Annotated in this window: 18 protein-coding genes and 1 other RNA gene; 12 read left to right on the top strand and 7 right to left on the bottom strand. The window is 33.3% G+C overall.

Annotated features, from left to right (window positions below; translation table 11 throughout):
• Window positions 1-151: 151 nt before the first annotated feature.
• Entirely contained in the window at window positions 152-343 is a 192-nt protein-coding gene (locus KFZ70_RS15470; RefSeq protein WP_139698538.1) for a hypothetical protein, read from the top strand.
• 2 nt (window positions 344-345) lie between these two features.
• Window positions 346-906 carry a DNA mismatch repair protein MutS gene (locus tag KFZ70_RS15465; protein ID WP_139698539.1) on the top strand — a complete coding sequence of 187 codons (561 nt, stop codon included), beginning with the start codon at window positions 346-348 and terminating at the stop codon, window positions 904-906.
• Here KFZ70_RS15465 and KFZ70_RS15460 read toward each other — a convergent pair whose 3' ends face one another.
• Window positions 907-1,830 (bottom strand): hypothetical protein, encoded by a 924-nt coding sequence (locus tag KFZ70_RS15460; RefSeq protein WP_139698540.1) that lies wholly within the window; start codon window positions 1,828-1,830, stop codon window positions 907-909. It abuts the gene before it with no gap.
• A gap of 127 nt (window positions 1,831-1,957) precedes the next feature.
• Here KFZ70_RS15460 and KFZ70_RS15455 point away from each other — a divergent pair, with 127 nt between their 5' ends.
• A complete protein-coding gene (locus KFZ70_RS15455; protein WP_139698541.1) occupies window positions 1,958-3,100 on the top strand; it encodes a cysteine desulfurase family protein in 1,143 nt (380 codons plus the stop codon).
• Between the two features lie 122 nt (window positions 3,101-3,222).
• Window positions 3,223-3,975 (top strand): hypothetical protein, encoded by a 753-nt coding sequence (locus KFZ70_RS15450; RefSeq protein ID WP_139698542.1) that lies wholly within the window; start codon window positions 3,223-3,225, stop codon window positions 3,973-3,975.
• Between the two features lie 72 nt (window positions 3,976-4,047).
• Here the strand turns inward: KFZ70_RS15450 and KFZ70_RS15445 are convergent, their stop codons facing one another.
• Together KFZ70_RS15445 and KFZ70_RS15440 are read right to left on the bottom strand one after the other, a co-directional pair.
• A complete protein-coding gene (locus tag KFZ70_RS15445; protein WP_233244097.1) occupies window positions 4,048-6,507 on the bottom strand; it encodes a TonB-dependent receptor in 2,460 nt (819 codons plus the stop codon).
• A gap of 11 nt (window positions 6,508-6,518) precedes the next feature.
• Window positions 6,519-8,204 (bottom strand): M23 family metallopeptidase, encoded by a 1,686-nt coding sequence (locus tag KFZ70_RS15440; RefSeq protein WP_139698543.1) that lies wholly within the window; start codon window positions 8,202-8,204, stop codon window positions 6,519-6,521.
• Between the two features lie 188 nt (window positions 8,205-8,392).
• On the opposite strand from KFZ70_RS15440, the gene KFZ70_RS15435 reads away from it, so the two are divergent.
• The 4 genes from KFZ70_RS15435 (at window position 8,393) to rny (ending at window position 10,784) form a co-directional block, all read left to right on the top strand.
• Window positions 8,393-8,683 carry a hypothetical protein gene (locus KFZ70_RS15435; protein ID WP_139698544.1) on the top strand — a complete coding sequence of 97 codons (291 nt, stop codon included), beginning with the start codon at window positions 8,393-8,395 and terminating at the stop codon, window positions 8,681-8,683.
• A gap of 12 nt (window positions 8,684-8,695) precedes the next feature.
• Window positions 8,696-8,998 (top strand): cell division protein ZapA, encoded by a 303-nt coding sequence (locus tag KFZ70_RS15430; protein WP_139698545.1) that lies wholly within the window; start codon window positions 8,696-8,698, stop codon window positions 8,996-8,998.
• A 45-nt stretch (window positions 8,999-9,043) separates the two neighbouring features.
• Window positions 9,044-9,152, top strand: a non-coding RNA gene (ssrS, locus tag KFZ70_RS15425) — 6S RNA.
• A 57-nt stretch (window positions 9,153-9,209) separates the two neighbouring features.
• The gene (rny, locus tag KFZ70_RS15420; protein ID WP_139698546.1) at window positions 9,210-10,784 is read left to right on the top strand and encodes a ribonuclease Y; all 1,575 of its coding nucleotides are present in this window, start codon (window positions 9,210-9,212) and stop codon (window positions 10,782-10,784) included.
• A gap of 115 nt (window positions 10,785-10,899) precedes the next feature.
• Here the strand turns inward: rny and KFZ70_RS15415 are convergent, their stop codons facing one another.
• Window positions 10,900-12,063: a PAS domain-containing sensor histidine kinase gene (locus KFZ70_RS15415; RefSeq protein WP_139698547.1), complete on the bottom strand. Its 1,164-nt coding sequence runs from the start codon at window positions 12,061-12,063 to the stop codon at window positions 10,900-10,902.
• Between the two features lie 62 nt (window positions 12,064-12,125).
• Window positions 12,126-13,022 (bottom strand): site-specific tyrosine recombinase/integron integrase, encoded by an 897-nt coding sequence (xerA, locus tag KFZ70_RS15410; RefSeq protein ID WP_139698548.1) that lies wholly within the window; start codon window positions 13,020-13,022, stop codon window positions 12,126-12,128.
• A gap of 253 nt (window positions 13,023-13,275) precedes the next feature.
• Between xerA and KFZ70_RS15405 the strand changes: the two genes are divergently transcribed.
• Entirely contained in the window at window positions 13,276-13,878 is a 603-nt protein-coding gene (locus KFZ70_RS15405) for a porin family protein (RefSeq protein ID WP_139698549.1), read from the top strand.
• 80 nt (window positions 13,879-13,958) lie between these two features.
• A complete protein-coding gene (gene aroQ, locus KFZ70_RS15400; protein ID WP_139698550.1) occupies window positions 13,959-14,375 on the top strand; it encodes a type II 3-dehydroquinate dehydratase in 417 nt (138 codons plus the stop codon).
• 102 nt (window positions 14,376-14,477) lie between these two features.
• Here the strand turns inward: aroQ and lpdA are convergent, their stop codons facing one another.
• On the bottom strand, window positions 14,478-15,854 hold the full coding sequence (gene lpdA, locus KFZ70_RS15395; protein WP_139698551.1) for a dihydrolipoyl dehydrogenase: 1,377 nt from the start codon (window positions 15,852-15,854) through the stop codon (window positions 14,478-14,480).
• Between the two features lie 107 nt (window positions 15,855-15,961).
• Here lpdA and KFZ70_RS15390 point away from each other — a divergent pair, with 107 nt between their 5' ends.
• A complete protein-coding gene (locus tag KFZ70_RS15390) occupies window positions 15,962-17,239 on the top strand; it encodes an NAD(P)/FAD-dependent oxidoreductase (RefSeq protein WP_139698552.1) in 1,278 nt (425 codons plus the stop codon).
• On the opposite strand, the gene msrB is transcribed toward KFZ70_RS15390, so the two are convergent.
• Window positions 17,236-17,715: a peptide-methionine (R)-S-oxide reductase MsrB gene (msrB, locus tag KFZ70_RS15385; RefSeq protein WP_394344307.1), complete on the bottom strand. Its 480-nt coding sequence runs from the start codon at window positions 17,713-17,715 to the stop codon at window positions 17,236-17,238. The genes KFZ70_RS15390 and msrB overlap by 4 nt on opposite strands.
• A 295-nt stretch (window positions 17,716-18,010) precedes the next feature.
• Between msrB and KFZ70_RS15380 the strand changes: the two genes are divergently transcribed.
• A complete protein-coding gene (locus KFZ70_RS15380) occupies window positions 18,011-18,667 on the top strand; it encodes a T9SS type A sorting domain-containing protein (protein ID WP_139698554.1) in 657 nt (218 codons plus the stop codon).
• Window positions 18,668-18,814 lie beyond the last annotated feature (147 nt).

Here is an 18,814-nt window from a genome sequence, read left to right as displayed (position 1 = left end):
AAAAACAAATATACTTTTTTTTATGAAGAAACAGCGTTATATCGTTAAAATCAGCTTTTAATCGGTTTTATTTTTTGATAGTTTAAAAGGAATATACTAATCATTTAGATTTGATATTTTATGTATTTTGCAAACCTAATAAAAGATTTATATGAAATACGTAAACTATATACTCATAATTATTGGAGCCTTTGTGGCTATGTATGCTAAGGTAGATGGAAATCAAAACCAAGTGGTTTTAATTATTGGTATTGTACTGTTAATGATTGGTGTATATAGGATTTCTAAAACCATACCAAGCAGAAAAGATGATGACGATACTACATTTAATAATGAGAATTAAAGATGAAATTAAAAATTGGTGATCGGGTTTTGGTGCTAGATGAGGACTTTTCAGGAGTAGTAAAAGAAATTGAAGGCACTACAGTAAGTATTGAAACAGAGGATGGTTTTTGTATTGACTTTAATGAAAATGAATTGGTGAAAAGTGACCACACCATAAAAGCTAATATGTTTCAAAAAACCAATTTGAAAGATGTTATTTCTGAAAAAGAGCAGTCAAAAAAAAGACGATCAAATGTAAAAAAGCGGACTAAAGATCGCTATGAGCCAACCATGGAAGTGGATTTGCATATTCATCAACTTGTAAGCTCATATCGAGGTATGGCCAATCATGATATACTTACGTTGCAATTAGATACAGCCAGAAGAAAACTTGATTTTGCTATTTCAAAACGCATTCAAAAAATAGTGTTTATACACGGTGTGGGCGAAGGCGTATTAAAACTAGAACTTGAATATTTATTTGGTAGATATAATAACATTAAATTTTACGATGCCGATTATAAAAAATATGGTTTAGGAGCCACAGAGGTTTATATTTTTCAAAACGCAGCGAGAGATTGATTATGGAAAATTAGGGGTAACAACCCGTCCTTTTAAATCATCAGGAAATCCGCTTGTGTCTAGTTTCCCAAAATCATATTCATCAGCAGCGAGAATTTCAATATCAATATCTCTTAAAACCATTCTAATATCATAAAACTTCTTTATTAAATGTCCTCTGTAGGCCGTAGCGGGTACCGTGGTTAATACTTCAGGGTTTAAATAATCTGGTCCTACGTCATTCTGGGTACGATCATTGGTAGGGTTGCGGTCTTGTGTTTGATTTTCTTCATCGCGTGTTTTTACACCATCACCATCATCATCATCATCCAAGTAGTCTGGTATACCATCACTGTCTGTATCTTGTGCCTCGCTAAAAGGATCTCCTTCTTCAAGACCTAATTCTAACTTGGTTAATACATTATCACCATCGTCATCAGCATCAATATAGTCTGGTAAACCATCACCATCGGTGTCATCATCCTCTAAATTTCCATTATTATTACGGTCTTCTAATTCGGCAGGAACACCATCGTCATCATCTTCAACAAATAAGGTCGTAATATCTGCTTTTCCGCTAGTACTCATTCTATCATTGGTTATGACAACATCAGAATCAGGAACATCTTGACAAAACAAGCCGCTTGGTAATTTGGTATTACTATAGGTTCTATAGTTAAAAGGATTGGTTGTACTAATATTATAGGTTTTTTCAAATGTACCATTTTCATCAACCTGCAATAAATCATTAATGGTTACGCCTGTTAGTTTTAAAGATAACGATTCAGAAGGATCATCTTTTGTTTTGTATAAGACTAGGTTTTTATCACCGCAATGCTTAAACGTGTTTCCAAAATCTAATTCAATGGTGATAATATCGCCATCATCGCAGGATTGAAATGGGGTAAAACAAAAACAAATTATAACAAAAAATAGCTTACGCATTGTACATGGTTTTTGGCAAAAATAATGCAATTGTAAATTATAACGATGCATAATGAAAATAATTTTATTTCAAGTATTTTTGCCATTTGATAGTGTATTTTCTTAAAATATTAGAATAAAAGCCTAAATGAAACAAGTCTATTTTGATAATTCGGCTACCACACCAATGCGTGACGAAGTTATTCATGCCATGGCACATGTGATGAAAGAAGGCTATGGAAACCCGTCATCTTCACATGCGTTTGGAAGAAAGGCAAAAGTCTTGGTAGAAAAAGCAAGAAAGACCATAGCGCATTATTTTAATGTTTCGGCAAGTGAAATTATTTTTACATCAGGAGGTACTGAGGCCGACAATATGATTTTAAGAAGTACGGTTAAAGATTTGGGAGTATCTCATATTATCACGTCTAAAATTGAGCACCATGCGGTTTTACATACGGTTGAAGCGCTTCAAAAGGAATTTAAAATTGAAGTAAGTTATGTAACCTTAAATGAACAGGGTGATATAGATTTTAATCAGCTAGAACGTTTATTAGAAAAAGACGGGAAGGCTTTGGTAAGTTTAATGCACGTTAATAATGAAATAGGAAATATTTTAGATTTAAAACGTGTTGGAGTGCTTTGTAATGCGAATAATGCCTTGTTTCACACAGATGCCGTACAGTCTGTTGGGCATTATAAAATGGATTTAAAAGCATTACACGTTGATTTTTTAGCAGCATCAGCGCATAAATTTCATGGCCCAAAAGGTGTCGGGTTTGCTTTTATAAAGAAAGACTCAGGCCTATCGCCTTTAATCATAGGCGGAGAGCAAGAAAGAGGTATGCGAGCAGGAACCGAAAGCATTCATAATATTGTTGGTTTAGAGGAAGCTATAAAGCTAGCGTATGACAATTTAGATGCCGAATCAAATTATGTGAAGTCGCTAAAAACGTATTTCATTAATACCATTACAAAAGAAATTCCTGGTGTACAATTTAACGGGCAATCTCAGAGTATCGAGCAAAGCACCTATACTTTGGTAAATGTTTGTTTGCCTTTTTCTGCTGAAAAGTCTGGCATGCTATTGTTTCAGCTTGATTTAAAAGGTATAGCCTGTTCAAAAGGCAGTGCTTGCCAAAGTGGTAGTAGCCAAAACTCACATGTACTTACAGAGATTTTAAATGAAGCCGACTTGTTAAAACCTTCCATTCGGTTTTCGTTTAGCATCTATAATACTAAGGAAGAAATTGATTACGTGATTTCAATGCTTAAAGCATTAAAGGAGTGATATTCAGCTTAAAATTGGCGAATTGATAGTTATTGGTCGATTTTTTTGCGTTATAATTAAAATTGTATCATATATTTTATATTTTCGCATCATAAGTTTTCCCAAAAAACTAATTAATTGCTATGACTCTCAAAAACTACTATTATGTAATAGCTGTGCTATTGTACAGCATTTGTGTAGATATTCACGCCCAAGTAGGAATAGGAACCACATCACCTGATGTTTCATCAATTCTTGAAATAGAATCTACAACTCAAGGTCTGTTAACGCCAAGAATGACCTCGGTTCAACGTGTGGCAATTGTTTCACCTGCCCAAGGATTATTGGTATTTGATACAGATGAAGATGCCTTTTATTTTTTTGATGGAACAAATTGGGTAAAACTCATTTCAGAAAACTCTATAAATGATTATACGGGATGGGCAGATTATACTGATGGAACTTATACATCTGCAAGTCCTTTTTCATTAACCGCTGGTAATAAGGTAACTTTGCCTAATAATGCTGTGACAATAAGAGATACTCAAAAACCAATTGATGTAACCTCTTTTTATGATATAATGACTTCTACAATTACAGGTAGAAATGGAGATGGTATAAACGTAATGATTGAGTTTAAAATAAAACCAATTGTTAATCAAACCACTAAAATAACAGTAGCCATAGACATTGGAGGAAGTATTGGTGAATTGTATAAAAGGGATTTTATAACGTCAAAAGGATTAAATGTTGAGCATTATTATGTGAGTTCTTTTAATGCTTATACGTTAGATACTTGGGAAGCAAACGGAGGAACGGTTAAAATTGTTTCAGATTATGCCGCAGAAATCTATGACATAAGATACGTTATTACAAGAACACATAAGGCAAGATAATATTATTGTGAAATTTTGTTCAGATTTCAACCGTGCTAAAGGTTAAATTATTGAATTTTGAATTACCTAAGTTTATAGTTTCATAGTAGCCCTAACATTAAAAACACGAGGAGTTAGATAGTTAGGTATGGCAATTTGCCTTTTACTATTAACATCTCTTACCCAAGTATTGGTGATGGAGTTTTGAACATCAAAAATATTGAATATCTCAAGCCCAATAGAAAGGGCTTTAAAAGGTTTTTTCCACCCTTTTTCAAACTGCTTTTCAGTATCAACAAAAACATATTGCAAGCCTAGATCGGCTCTTTTGTAATCAGGTAATCTAACTTGATATTGATAGGGATCTGCATAGCTAGGAGAACCACCTGGTAATCCTGTGTTATATACTAGATTAATATACATTTTTAAATTTGGGGTACTTGGCACGTAATCTTGAAATAGTGCTGCAAATTTTAAACGTTGGTCGGTTGGCCTCGCTATAAAGCCTCTATCGTTTAAGTTCTCTTCGGTTTTTAAATAACCAAAACTGAACCAAGACTCGGTACCAGGTACAAACTCCCCATTCAGTCTCATATCTAATCCATAGGCATACGCTTTTGCATCATTATTAGCGCGATATCTAATTCTTACATTTTCAAGCGTATATGTGTTTACATCACTAAGGTGTTTGTAGTAAATCTCAGAAGTTAACTTAAAAGGTCTGTTCCACATTTTAAAGCTATAATCATTGCCCAATACAAAGTGAACAGATTTTTGAGCTTTAACGTTGGGTTGTACTACACCATTAGCATCACGAAGTTCTCTGTAAAATGGCGGTTGATAATAGAGTCCTACAGCGGCTCTAAAAAGCATATCCTTTTTCCATTCGGGTTTAATAGAAAACTGCGCTCTTGGGCTAATCACGGTTTGATTACTAGTGTTTATGTTTTGACCCTTAACAGACCAGTTATGCATTCTAAGTCCCGCATTATACCAAACTTTACTAGAGCCTATATAACTGCGTTTGCTCCATTGCCCATAAGCTTGAATTCTATTAATTTGAGTATGGTTTGTTGCTCTTACATTTTGAAAAGGTTCGAGAGGAGCCGTGTAGGGCTCGTAAGGTTGTTCGTTGGCTGGTATATGCGGAGGTCTTATGGAAAACCCAGCAGAATCAATGACTTCCCATTCTACTAACCGATCACGAATATCTTCATGGGTATACTTTACAGACCACTCGATTCTGTTGTTATCAATTTTTAAATCGCCTTTGTGTTCTATGTTGGTAATTAACGCATCTAAATCGTTTCTGCCATGTGTTAATTGACTACCAATGCCTTCGCTAAATTCTACTTCCCCCAAATTTTCATCACCAATATTGCCGTTTACTTCGCCAAGTCGGTATTGTGCCAAGATATCAAAATACTCCTCCTCTTGGGTGTTATAGGTAGATGTGATTACATGAAGCGCTAAATTATCATGAACAAAATAAGAGCCCTTTAATGCACCAAATAGGGTTTGATATTGATCCTTTTCTTGCCCCTCATAAAATACCAGTAAGGCCACGGGATCTGATAAAGTTCCAAAGTTTGTTTGACGGGTTTTAGGGGCGTAACTGTATTTGTTTATAGAGGCGTTTCCAAGGAAACTCAAATGGAATTTATTTGTAAAACGATAGGTGAAATACCCTTGAATATCACCAAACACAGGTTTAAAGTTAGTCTCTGTTTCCTTAGCATTAACTAAAAGACTATTGTCTCGATAACGACCTCCAACAATAGAAGTGAATTTGGAATCCTTACTAATGTTTTCAATAGAAAGGCTGGCGCCTAATAAGCTTACATCGGCATTAACTTCAAATTGATACGGGTCTTTATAGGTAATATCTAAAACAGAGGATAATTTATCGCCATATTTGGCCTGAAATCCACCAGCCGAAAAATCAACATTTTGTACCAAGTTGGTGTTCACAAAACTTAAGCCTTCTTGTTGACCAGAGCGAATTAAAAAAGGACGATACACTTCTACATCATTAACATAGACTAAATTTTCATCATAGTTTCCGCCTCTAACAGAATATTGAGTGCTTAATTCATTATTATTACTTACGCCTGGTAATGTGAGTAGTAAGTTTTCTACACCCGCATTAGCTCCAGGTATTTTTCTAATGGTTTCAGGTTTTAGGGTAATAATGCCTTCAACTTCTTTTTTTCGGTCTCCCATTATAATGACTGTTGCAATTTGCTCAACGGAAGAATTCATCACAGGGTTAAATTCTAAAATCTCTCCATTTTTGAGATTAAAAGTACCTGTTATTTTTTCATAGTTGATATGAGAAAACGTAATATTAATGTCTTGATTGGCTGGGATTGATAAACTGTAAAAGCCATTAGTATCACTTTGAGTGCCTCCTGAATTTGATTTTACATTAACCTTTTCAACAGGTTCATTGTTCTCATTTAGTATAACACCCCTTAAGGTTGCTGTTTGAGAAATACCTAAGTGAATAAAAGTAAAAACGGTTAGTATGGTTAATGCAATCTTAGCTTTCAACTTGTGGTTATTTATTTTCTGTAAAATACAGATTCAAAAGTAGAACTATTTCCAACATTATCAGTAACAATTACTTTTAAATTATTCTTAGTTTCAGTAAGTACATTATCGTTGAAATCGTGCGTTAGTGTTTTGGTTTTATAATCGTACTCCATTAAAATCCATTTACCATTAAGCGTGGCTCTGTAATTTGAAATCCCCGATTCTTTGTCATCAATAGTTATTTTTAAATAGCGATACTTACTTAACCATTGCCCATTTTTAAAGTTTATAGGTGTAATGATAGGTTTGTTGTAATCTGAAGTAATGGTATATGTTCCTAGTGTTTTTGTCCTGGCAGTCAGTGTATTATTTTTACGTTTTGTATACGTGTAATAAGGTGTTTTTTTATAACCTACCAGTCTGGCAATGTAGAGTTTGTTAATATCATCATTGTTATAATGGCTTACGTCAAAATGAATTGAAAAGTTTTTCTTAGCCGCCATAACATCTTCATGCAATATCACTGTATCTTGGTTGACTTGAAAATCAATATAGAAATCTTCATAAAACGTATCTTTATAAAAATCAACCGAAATACGACCAGTTTTTAAATGGGTGTGTTGATTGGCTTTTACAAAATAAGGCGTTGTTTTCTTAGAACCCGCTACAGCCGCGCTATCATACTTTCCATTGATATGTACCGTAACCCAGGATGCATTATTGTTAAAATCGGCCACTTTTATTTTGTAAACGGCATTGGTGCTATCTTCTATATGGATATAGCCATCATTTAGTGGCTCTTTTATAATACTAAGAGGGATATTTTGTTTATATAATTTTTGTATACGCTTTTTTTCTTTTGTATAGTGCTCATAGTCAATGAGCTGATTGATGTGTTTGGTTTCATCAAATCCAAATTTCTTAAAATCTAATTCAAAATTTTTGCTACCATTAATAAATGTTTGAATATTGTAAACACCGTTTGAGTTAGCTGCTAAGTCTTGTCTGTCAATAGTTTCAATACCAAAACCTAAAGTGCCAATGGCGTCAATGGTTTCAGCGTAGTAGTCACCGCTAGCAACAGGTTTTAGTTGTAATCGATATTTTTTATTGGATTTATTAACAAAGGAATGGTCGCCAATAGGGTAGGCGTAAACCGATTTTACAAGTGGGGTGGTGGTATCTTTTATATTAATCCCAAAAAGCATTGGGTTCATGGGGCGCTCCTGTTTGTCTCTAATTTCATAATGAAGATGTGGACCACCAGATCCACCAGTATTTCCACTATAGGCTATAAGTTGCCCTTTTGTAACGGGTAGTTTTTCAGCACTTGGAAAAACTTCAACTTCATACGATTCTTTTTGGTATTGAATCTGTTTAATATACTGTTCTATCTCTGGTGAAAATTTTTGTAAGTGCGCATACACTGTGGTGTATCCATTAGGGTGCGTAAGGTATAACGCTTTGCCATAACCAAAATGCGAAATTTTTATTCTACTCACGTATCCATCTGCAGAAGCCAATACGTTAAGTCCGCTACGTTGTTGTGTTTTAATGTCTATACCTGAATGAAAATGATTAGATCGTAACTCGGCGAAGGTTCCAGCAAGAATCAATGGGATGTCAAGCGGACTACGAAAATAATCTTGAGGATATAGGTTTTGAGCCTTACCTAAAAAAGGTAGAACTAGAAATAGGGACAGTATAAAACGCATATAAAAATATATTAGGCTAAAATATCAATTAGATAAGAAAAAGCAAAGTATAAAGCAAAAATCAAACTAAGGTCTTGCCTTATTTCATAATTTCATATAGTAACGCACGGTTTTAAAATTTATGAAAAAACAATTGTAAAATAAGGTTAGGTATGTTAACTTTGTGTGATAAGTATTGAATTTTGTAAATGGGTAATATTGAAGATATTGTAGATTCTTTAGAAAACAAGATTAGCAAAGTATTACACAAGTTAGAGCTTTTAAAACAAGCTAATTTAAAATTGAATAAGGAATTAGAGATTTCAAAGGCAAAAATTTCAACTCAAAAACAAGAAATTTCTGATTGGGAAGAAAAATACAAAGCTTTAAAAATGGCAAATTCAATGCTTGGTAGTGACGATAATAAAAGAGAAACGAGGCTTAAAATAAACGCATTAATTAGAGATATTGATCATTGCATTGCTCAACTTTCTGATTAAGGACTAATATTCATGGCAGAGAAGCTAAAAATAAAGCTCTCAATAGCTAATCGCGTATATCCGTTAACTATTGATGCACATCAAGAAGAAGGACTGCGAAAAGCTGCCAAGAATATTGAATTGATGATTAAGCAATTTGAGCAAAGTTACTCAGTAAGAGATAAACAAGATGTTTTGGCTATGTGTGCTTTACAATTTGCGTCTCAAGTTGAGCAACAGTCAATAGATAAAACAAATGTGAATAGTCATATTGAAGAAAAGCTTAAAAACTTAAATGAGCTGTTAGATTCATTTTTAGTTTCTCAACGTTCTTAAAAATAAATAAAAGTTACTGCCTACATTGGTTATTTTTTTTGATAAACTCAACGTTAATTCTTTAAAAAGGGTGAGTTTAAGTTGTAAAAGCATGCTGTTTTATTTGCAGATCCTTGATCAGCTTGTTAGCCCTAAACTTGTTTTTAAGGAGTTTATACAAAACTTTATACTGGTGTAGGCTTTTTTTATATATGAAATTTAACTAAGATAGATGGATAACTCAATTATATTTGCAGTAGGGGGTGTTATATTAGGACTTGTAATGGGTTTTATAATAGCAAAAACACTAGAAAAAAAGAATGCTTCAAAACTAATAAAAGAAGCAAAAAAGAATGCAGCTTTAATACTTAAAGAAGCTAAAAGCGAAGGTGAAAGTATTAAGAAAGATAAGATTCTTCAAGCTAAGGAAAAGTTTATTGAACTGAAAGCTGAACATGAAAAAGTCATTTTGTCAAGAGACAAGAAAATGGCTGAAGCTGAAAAACGAACTCGTGACAAGGAATCACAGGTTTCAAATGAGCTTTCTAAAGGCAAAAAGCTTAATGATAATTTAGAGTCTAAAATTAAAGATTATAATCATAGACTTGACGTTTTAGACAAGAAACAGGAGGAATTAGATAAGTTGCATAAGAGTCAAGTTCAGCAACTTGAAGTGATATCTAGTTTATCTGCAGAAGAAGCCAAAGAGCAATTAGTAGAATCTTTAAAGGGTGAAGCTAAAAATGATGCGATGGCTTATATTCAAAATGCACTTGAGGAAGCCAAATTAACAGCTGAACAAGATGCTAAGAAAATCATAATAAATACCATTCAACGCATTGGTACGGAAGAGGCTGTTGATAACTGTGTTTCTGTGTTTAATATTGAATCTGATGACGTAAAAGGTAGAATTATTGGTAGAGAAGGTAGAAATATCAGGGCAATAGAGTCGGCTACTGGCGTAGAGATTATAGTTGATGATACCCCTGAGGCTATTATACTGTCTTGTTTTGATGCGGTAAGAAGAGAGATTGCTCGACTATCATTACATAAATTGGTAACTGATGGTAGAATTCATCCAGCTCGTATTGAAGAAGTGGTGAAGAAAACAAAGAAGCAAATTGAGCAAGAAATTATTGAGGTAGGAAAGCGTACGGTTATAGATCTAGGTATACACAATTTGCACCCAGAGTTAATAAAAATGGTAGGACGAATGAAGTATCGCTCGTCATACGGACAAAATTTATTACAGCATTCACGAGAAGTAGCAAAACTATGTGGTGTGATGGCTGCCGAATTAGGTTTAAATCCGAAGCTAGCAAAACGCGCAGGACTTTTACATGATATAGGAAAGGTGCCAGATGCTGAGGCCGATATGGAAACACCGCACGCTATTTTAGGGATGCAATGGGCAGAAAAGTATAACGAAAAAGAAGAAGTGTGTAATGCTATTGGAGCGCATCATGATGAAATAGAGATGAAGTCATTATTAGCTCCAATTATTCAGGTTTGCGATGCTATTTCAGGAGCAAGACCAGGAGCGCGTAGACAGGTGCTAGATAGCTATATTCAAAGATTAAAAGACTTAGAAGATATTGCATTTGGTTTTACTGGTGTAAAGAAAGCTTATGCTATTCAGGCAGGAAGAGAGTTGAGGGTTATTGTTGAAAGTGAAAAAGTTGATGATCAAAAAGCAGCTGATTTATCATTTAACATTTCTCAAAAAGTACAAACAGATATGACTTATCCTGGGCAGGTAAAAGTTACGGTAATTAGAGAAACCAGAGCCGTTAATATAGCTAAATAGATTCTTTCTAATTAAGAAAGAAGTATGCAAAGTTTAAATATCGAGGGGTAATACGCTCGATATTTTTTTTGACTAGTTTTAAAATTAATTTAAACTCTTAAAAAGAAAGATGATTTTAGTCCTTTGAAAGGAACGTTTTTTCTTTTGGAAAATGTATTTTAAAAGTGGTTGCTTCGTTTAGAATACTATCTATAGATATTTTACCACCTAAATCTTCAACCTGCATTTTTGTTAAATAAAGACCAATCCCTTTTGAATCGTCACGTTTGCTTTCATGAAAGGTTTGATACATTTCAAAAATACGTCCTTTATATTTTTCAATATTAATACCTATACCATTATCAGAAACGCGAATTTCATAGCCATTATCTGTTTTATTCGTTTTTATATTGATTTCTGGGCTTCGTTTCGGGTGACTGTATTTTAATGCATTTGAAATGAGGTTATGAAAAATACTTTCTAAATAAGATTCACTACCATTAATGTAAATATTGAAATCTACACTGTTAATAATAGAGGCATTCTTATTTGTAATGTCGATTTCTAGATTATGTAAAACGGTAGATACGACTGTGTGAAGATGAATTTTTTCGTTAACATTTACGGGTTCAGACTTTACAGAAATAATTTCATTTAAATCTGTAATGGTTGTGGTTAGGGAGTTAGATATTGTCTTCAAATATTGAAAAAATTGCTCTTTCTCCTCTTTGTTTTCAGTTTCTTCGTAGAATTCTAAAACGTTTTTTAAATTTCCTATATGGGTTTTGAGGTTGTGTGAAACAATATGTGTAAAATTATAAAGTCTTTTATTTTGACTGATTATAGTTTCATTATTTTCCTTTAATAAGTCTTCATTTTTTTTACGTTGTGTAATATCAATATGAGTACCGATAATTCTGGTAGGTTTACCATTTTTATCTTTACTAATTATTTTACCGCTATCTAGAATCCATTTGTATTCTCCATTTTTGCATAAAATTCTATGCTCATTATTATAAACAGGAACCTTTCCAGATAGGTGTTCATTAAAATCAGCAAAATATTTTTCTCTATCGTCAGGATGAACTCTTTTATTCCATTCTTCAATGGTGTTTTTCATCTCATGATCTTTAAATCCTAAAATTTTTTTTGATTCAGTTGAATAAAAAACTTTGTTTGTTTTCGTGTCCAAATCCCAAACACCAATCTTAGAATTTTTTACAGCAAAGCGCCATTTCAAATTATTTGGGGTAGGTTTCTTAGAATGATAGCCTCTAAATAATGCAGACAATGAAATCATAACTTACACAAGTAGGATTTAATAGTTTATTTCGTACAAATAACGTAGTGCAATTTACTGAATTATTTTCTAGGATGGAACTTTTCCATCACTTTAGTGAGGTGGCTTTTATCTAAATGCACATAAATTTCCGTTGTAGTGATACTTTCATGACCTAGCATGAGCTGAATAGATCTTAAATCTGCATTGTTTTGAAGTAAATGTGTTGCAAATGAATGCCTAAACGTGTGGGGCGACACCTTCTTTTTGAGTCCTACTTGCTCTGTTAAACGTTTTATAATAGTAAAAATCATGGCTCGGGTAAGTTGTTTACCTCTACGATTCAAAAATAAAGTATCTTCAAAACCAGGTTTAATTATAATATGGTTTCTAACTTGGGTTCTATAAATATTGATATATTTTTGGGTAATTCCAACTATGGGAACAAAGCGTTGTTTGTCTCCTTTTCCTGTTACTTTAATAAATCCTTCCTCAAAGAATAAATCTGAAATCCTTAAGTTAATCAGTTCACTAACTCTTAATCCACAACCATAAAGTGTTTCTAACATGGCCCGATTTCTTTCACCTTCTGGCGCGCCTAAATCTATAGCATTTATAAGAAGATCTATTTCGTCTTCGGAAAGCGTATCAGGTAACTTTCTGCCTATTTTTGGAGATTCTACCAACTCTAAAGGGTTATACTCCATATAATTTTCAAAAATGAGATAATTGAAAAAGCTTTTTAAGCCCGATATTAATCTAGATTGTGATCTTGGGTTTATAGTTTTTGCACTTTCATAAATAAAATGCTTAACGGTTTCTGATGAAATTGATACTGGTGATACACTAATATTATTTTCTTCAAGAAACGACATGAGCTTTTGCACATCAAGCGCGTAATTGTCTATAGAATTTTGAGATAGTCCACGTTCAATTTTTAAATAAAGTTTATAATCGTTCAGTGCTTGATTCCATTTCATGCTGATAAAAATACACATAAAAACGCATGATAATTAAAATTAATTATAACTAAGTCCATATTGAGGAATATCAAATTCAAAACAAAGATGAATTGAATTAATTATTTTGCATTCTAAGTTTGCGAATAATAATTTCTATTTTGGATTGTAGATAAGCGTATATTTTAGTAGTATAAACTTTTAAAATATTTTGTAGGTTATGTATTAATTTAACACTATGTTTATGTAATATAACAAACTAACTAAACAATTTATGAAAAAAGTAATTTTTATTGCAATTTTAGTACTCGGCGGATGTACTTTGCATGCACAATCAGATTCTGGAGACTTTACATTGGCTCCGCAAATTGGTTTAAATTTATCAAACTATACAAGTTCAGAGAACCTTAATAATAAGATAAGAACTGCATTTAATATTGGAGCTATAGGAGAATATTATTTTAATGATCGTTGGAGCTTACGTTTTGGTTTACTCTATGATTCAAAGGGAACTAAGGTGACTTTTTCTGGAGAGGATTATATAGATAAACTGAATTACTTGGCTATTCCTCTGCATATGAATTGGCATTTTGGATCGAATAGAAATTGGTTTTTAAACTTCGGACCAACTTTTGGTGTACTGTTAAGTGCAAAAGCCGATTTACCGGGAGGAGAAATTGATATTAAAGATCAAATAAAGAGTTCCTTTGATGCTGGTTTAGGATTAGGAATAGGTTATAAATTTGACGTTGCAGATAGCACGCAAATGTATATACAGTATCAAGGTTATAGCGGATTTATTTCGTTGCTAGATACTGATTTTAATGTTTTTAATACCACATCAGCCTTTAACGTAGGTGTTATTTTTCAACCTTAAAATAAGAAAACCGTATGTAGAAAGCAACCGAAGTTTTAACTTCGGTTTCTTTATGCCTAAAATTTAAATATATTTACAGGATGAAAAAGTTAATGATAATAAACGGACCAAATTTAAACCTTTTAGGTAAACGTGAGCCTAATATTTATGGTAGTTTGACTTTTACCGAATTTTTTGAAGAAATTAAAGAGAAGTATTCCAGCATTCAAATGGACTATTATCAATCAAATATTGAAGGTGAGATAATAAATAAGTTACATGCGGTTGGTTTTAGCTATGACGGGGTGATTTTAAATGCAGGTGCTTATACGCACACCAGTATTGGGATTGGTGATGCAATAAAAGGTATTGAAACTCCAGTAGTTGAAGTACATATTTCTAATACATTTGGTAGAGAAGAATTTAGACATCAATCTTATATTTCGCCAAATGCTAAAGGTGTAATTTTAGGTTTTGGTTTACAGAGTTATGAGCTTGCTATTCAAAGCTTTTTGTAAAAGGAGGGTGTCAACTATTTTAAAAAACATCATATATAATTATAAAAAAAGTTCCAGCGCTAACTGGAACTTTTTTTATAAATAATATAACTCTATCTAATTTTAAATATGAATACACTCATCATAAGCATCTGCAACTGCTTCCATAACTGCTTCACTCATGGTAGGGTGTGGATGAACGGCCTTTAAAATTTCATGACCTGTAGTTTCTAATTTTCTTGCCACCACAGCTTCAGCAACCATATCAGTTACACCAGCTCCAATCATATGACATCCTAACCATTCGCCATATTTGGCATCAAAAATCACTTTTACAAACCCTTCCTTATTTCCGCCAGCACTCGCTTTTCCTGAAGCCGAAAATGGGAATTTTCCAATTTTAATATCTAAACCTTTTTCTTTGGCTTGTTTTTCGGTTAAACCTACCGAAGCAATTTCTGGAGAACAGTAGGTACACCCAGGAATATTTCCATAATCTAATGCCTCAACATGATGTCCTGCTAATTTTTCCACACATAAAATACCTTCTGCAGAAGCTACGTGCGCTAAAGCTTGTCCTGGAGTTACATCACCAATGGCAAAATATCCAGGTATATTTGTTTGATAAAAATCATTAACTAGTATTTTATCTCGGTCAACCACAATACCAACTTCCTCAAGACCAATATTTTCAATGTTGGTTTTTATACCAACAGCACTTAAAATGACGTCAGCCTCCAAAATTTCTTCCCCTTTTTTAGTTTTCACTGTTGCTTTAACCCCTTCTCCTGAAGTGTCAACCGAAGTAACTTCAGCTGAAGTCATAATCTTTACGCCATTTTTTTTAAATGAACGCTCTAACTGTTTAGATACATCTTCATCTTCAACAGGTACAATATTTGGTAAATATTCAACAACGGTTACTTCTGTACCCATTGAATTGTAGAAATAGGCAAATTCAACACCAATAGCCCCAGAGCCTACAACAATCATTTTTTTAGGTTGTTTAGGCAAGCTCATAGCTTCTCTATAACCAATAACTTTTTTTCCATCTTGAGGTAAGCTTGGTAATTCACGAGATCTGGCTCCAGTGGCAATAATGATATTATCTGCACTATATTCAGTGCCATCAACATCAACTTTCTTTCCTGGTTTTAATTTTCCATAACCATTAATAACATCAATTTTATTTTTTTTCATTAAAAATTGAACGCCTTTACTCATTCCATCAGCTACACCACGACTTCTTTTTACAACAGCCTCAAAATCATGTTCAGCATCTTTTACACTTAGGCCATAATCTTCGGCATGTTTAAGGTATTCAAAAACTTGAGCAGATTTTAATAAGGCTTTGGTAGGAATACAGCCCCAGTTTAAACATACACCTCCTAAGTTTTCTTTTTCAACAATCGCTGTTTTAAAACCTAATTGTGATGCTCTAATGGCAGTTACATAACCACCAGGACCACTTCCAAGAACTATAATATCGTATTTACTCATCTGTTAAATTTTAGGCTACGAATTTACAAAATCGATTTTTAATAAAGAATTTAGAAGCCCTTAAATTTATAACTTAAATCTTACCTTTGTAAGGTAAGTTATATTTTATGAACATACCACGTACAAGTTATCCCAGAGTTGTAATAATTGGTGGGGGGTTTGCTGGAATAGCACTAGCAAAAAAATTATCAAAACAGGAAGTACAGGTTGTCCTTTTAGATAAACATAATTATCATACATTTCAGCCCCTTTTATATCAGGTTTCTACTGGTGGTTTAGAGCCAGATTCTATTGCCTATCCCATTAGAAAGATACTAAAGGATTTTCCTAATTTTTATTTCAGGCTGGCGCATGTACAAGAAATAAATACACAAAAGAACAAACTAAAAACGGATATAGGAAACTTAAAGTTTGATTATCTAGTGGTAGCTTCGGGGTCTCAAACCAATTACTTTGGGCATTCTGAAATTGAAAAGTATAGTATGGCTATGAAAACCATACCTCAATCTTTAAATTTAAGAAGTTTGATATTAGAAAACTTTGAGGAGGCCCTGTTAACTTCAGATTTAAATGAACGAAATGCTTTAATGAATTTTGTCATTGTTGGTGGAGGACCAACTGGAGTGGAATTGGCAGGTGCCTTGGCTGAAATTAAGAAAGGAATTTTACCTAAAGATTATCCTGATTTAGACACCCGAATGGCGCAAATTCATATTATTCAAGCTGGAGATTGCATACTTAAAGGAATGAGTAGTAAGGCGTCAGAAAAGGCTGAAGAATTTTTAGAAAAATTGGGAGTTAATATTTGGAAAAATATTAGAGTTACTAATTATGATGGTAACATGGTAACAACAAATTCAGATTTAACCTTTGAAACGGCTACCTTGATTTGGGCGGCAGGTGTAAAGGGTAGCATCATAAAGGGGGTGGATGGAGAAGCCCTTGTTACCAGAGGGAATAGGTTGTTGGTTAATGAATTTAATCAAGTAAAAGGTTTTAATCATGTGTTTGCTATTGGAGATGTGGCTGCTATGGTTACGGCCGATAGACCTAATGGATTTCCTATGATGGCACAGCCCGCTATTCAACAGGGAGAACAATTAGGGAATAATCTATTACGTATTATTGAAGGAAAGCCCATGAAACCGTTTACCTATAAAGATAAGGGGGCTATGGCAACCATAGGAAGAAATAAAGCTGTAGTAGATTTAAAGCGGTTTAAGTTTCAAGGGATATTTGCTTGGTATGTGTGGATGTTTGTACATCTTTTTTTCTTAATTGGTTTTAGAAATCGCATGGTGGTTTTTGTAAATTGGGTATATAATTATATTCGTTTTGACAGGGAAGCACGACTCATTATTAGACCATTTAAACGAAAATCTTAATTTTTTGGAATAAATTCTAAGGCTACACCATTAATACAATGTCTTTTACCCGTGGTTTCATGTGGCCCGTCATTAAAAATATGACCTAAATGACCACCACAAACGGCACAATGTTCTTCATAACCATAATGAGCACTGCCATTTTTTGCGTATGCAATGTTACCTTCAATAGCACGGTCAAAACTGGGCCAACCTGTGCCAGAATTAAATTTGTGTTCACTTTTAAATAATGGTGTTTTACAACCTTTACATACATAAATACCAGCTGCGTAATTTTTATTTAAAGAACTACTAAAAGCGCGTTCCGTGCCACCTTGTCTTAAAACATAAAACGCCTTGTCTGATAATTGTTTCCGCCATTCATCTTCTGTTTTTAAAACTTTCAAGGTTTGAGGTTCGGTTTTAGAAACTTTTTGAGCGCATGAATTATAACTTGTTAAAAGTGCAACGATAAAAACAAGAATTGATTTGTACAACATAATAATTATTCATCTAATTATAAGTCGAACAAATATCATTAAAATAACATAGGCTAAAAAGTAATTTGTAAATACTGAGAACTTTAGAACTTTAAATGGTAGTAAATCTTTTTTTTCGTTTAATGTTATTTACATTTAAAAAACACATAATTAAGCATGAAGCTTATTAGATTGCCGCTTAGAATTATCCTAAAACACAATTTTATCCTTATTTAAGACATTTGTTATCTCAAAAATGTCAAATAAAAACGAATTTTGATCACAGAAAGCAATCAATTTAAATTAGCACATTATGAAAAAAATTACTTTTGGCCTATTGGCCGTTTTATTTACAACCTTTTTTTACGGCCAGACAGTGACACAATCAATGGTTACAGCATTAGAGTTTACTGGGCTTGACGAGAACAATAAGCCAACAGGGGAAACATCCAATCCTTCACCTTTAACAGTTACCTTAACTGGGCTAGCTCCTAATACGGAAATAAAAGTATATAATCAACTTAGAGATGCAAGTAACCCAGATGAAAGTTCGAATCAAGTTGCAGGTGCCGTAGTAACTATTATGACTGATGGAGATGGTAATGGTACAGGAAATGTTAATTGGGCGTATTGGCCGCCTTCTCCAGTTAAGCCTGATGGAGGTGATGTTATTTGGTATACCCAAGCTTCAGGTGCGGCGGACATTAGTCAAACAATTACTTATACAGCAAATACGCTAAGTACGCCAGAGTTAATGGCTTTAAAGCAAGCTCGCGTTTTTCCCAATCCAACAACTGGTTTGGTGCATATTGAAAAAACGCAATTCAATATTGATCATATAGAAGTTTATAACGTTCTTGGCTCTCAAGTTGGTACATCAACTGATTTAAGTACTTTAGAAAATGGTGTTTATTTTTTAAAAATATTTACTAATCATGCTAGCGTTACCAAAAGAATCATAAAAAAATAGTGCCCACATACACTAAAATACATTATAAGGAAGCTGATTTCAGCTTCCTTTTTTTTTATAGTAAAAATAAATTTAAATACCTTTCATTAAAGTAGTGTTATGGTTCGGCATATTATATGCTATGATTAAAGTGAATATAATACTTGC

Source organism: Allotamlana fucoidanivorans (assembly GCF_045788535.1).
Taxonomy (GTDB): domain Bacteria; phylum Bacteroidota; class Bacteroidia; order Flavobacteriales; family Flavobacteriaceae; genus Allotamlana; species Allotamlana fucoidanivorans.
The sequence above is the reverse complement of the archived record's forward strand: the minus strand, read 5'-3'. Positions and strand labels throughout refer to the sequence as shown.

Coding starts and splice junctions, on each gene's coding strand:
- KFZ70_RS15430 (WP_139698545.1), top strand. CDS start 8,696: ATGGCAGAGAAGCTAAAAATAAAGCTCTCAATAGCTAATCGCGTATAT.
- KFZ70_RS15415 (WP_139698547.1), bottom strand. CDS start 12,063: ATGATTTCATTGTCTGCATTATTTAGAGGCTATCATTCTAAGAAACCT.
- rny (WP_139698546.1), top strand. CDS start 9,210: ATGGATAACTCAATTATATTTGCAGTAGGGGGTGTTATATTAGGACTT.
- KFZ70_RS15380 (WP_139698554.1), top strand. CDS start 18,011: ATGAAAAAAATTACTTTTGGCCTATTGGCCGTTTTATTTACAACCTTT.
- KFZ70_RS15465 (WP_139698539.1), top strand. CDS start 346: ATGAAATTAAAAATTGGTGATCGGGTTTTGGTGCTAGATGAGGACTTT.
- KFZ70_RS15405 (WP_139698549.1), top strand. CDS start 13,276: ATGAAAAAAGTAATTTTTATTGCAATTTTAGTACTCGGCGGATGTACT.
- KFZ70_RS15440 (WP_139698543.1), bottom strand. CDS start 8,204: ATGCGTTTTATACTGTCCCTATTTCTAGTTCTACCTTTTTTAGGTAAG.
- xerA (WP_139698548.1), bottom strand. CDS start 13,022: ATGAAATGGAATCAAGCACTGAACGATTATAAACTTTATTTAAAAATT.
- lpdA (WP_139698551.1), bottom strand. CDS start 15,854: ATGAGTAAATACGATATTATAGTTCTTGGAAGTGGTCCTGGTGGTTAT.
- KFZ70_RS15460 (WP_139698540.1), bottom strand. CDS start 1,830: ATGCGTAAGCTATTTTTTGTTATAATTTGTTTTTGTTTTACCCCATTT.
- KFZ70_RS15470 (WP_139698538.1), top strand. CDS start 152: ATGAAATACGTAAACTATATACTCATAATTATTGGAGCCTTTGTGGCT.
- aroQ (WP_139698550.1), top strand. CDS start 13,959: ATGAAAAAGTTAATGATAATAAACGGACCAAATTTAAACCTTTTAGGT.
- KFZ70_RS15455 (WP_139698541.1), top strand. CDS start 1,958: ATGAAACAAGTCTATTTTGATAATTCGGCTACCACACCAATGCGTGAC.
- KFZ70_RS15450 (WP_139698542.1), top strand. CDS start 3,223: ATGACTCTCAAAAACTACTATTATGTAATAGCTGTGCTATTGTACAGC.
- KFZ70_RS15390 (WP_139698552.1), top strand. CDS start 15,962: ATGAACATACCACGTACAAGTTATCCCAGAGTTGTAATAATTGGTGGG.
- KFZ70_RS15435 (WP_139698544.1), top strand. CDS start 8,393: ATGGGTAATATTGAAGATATTGTAGATTCTTTAGAAAACAAGATTAGC.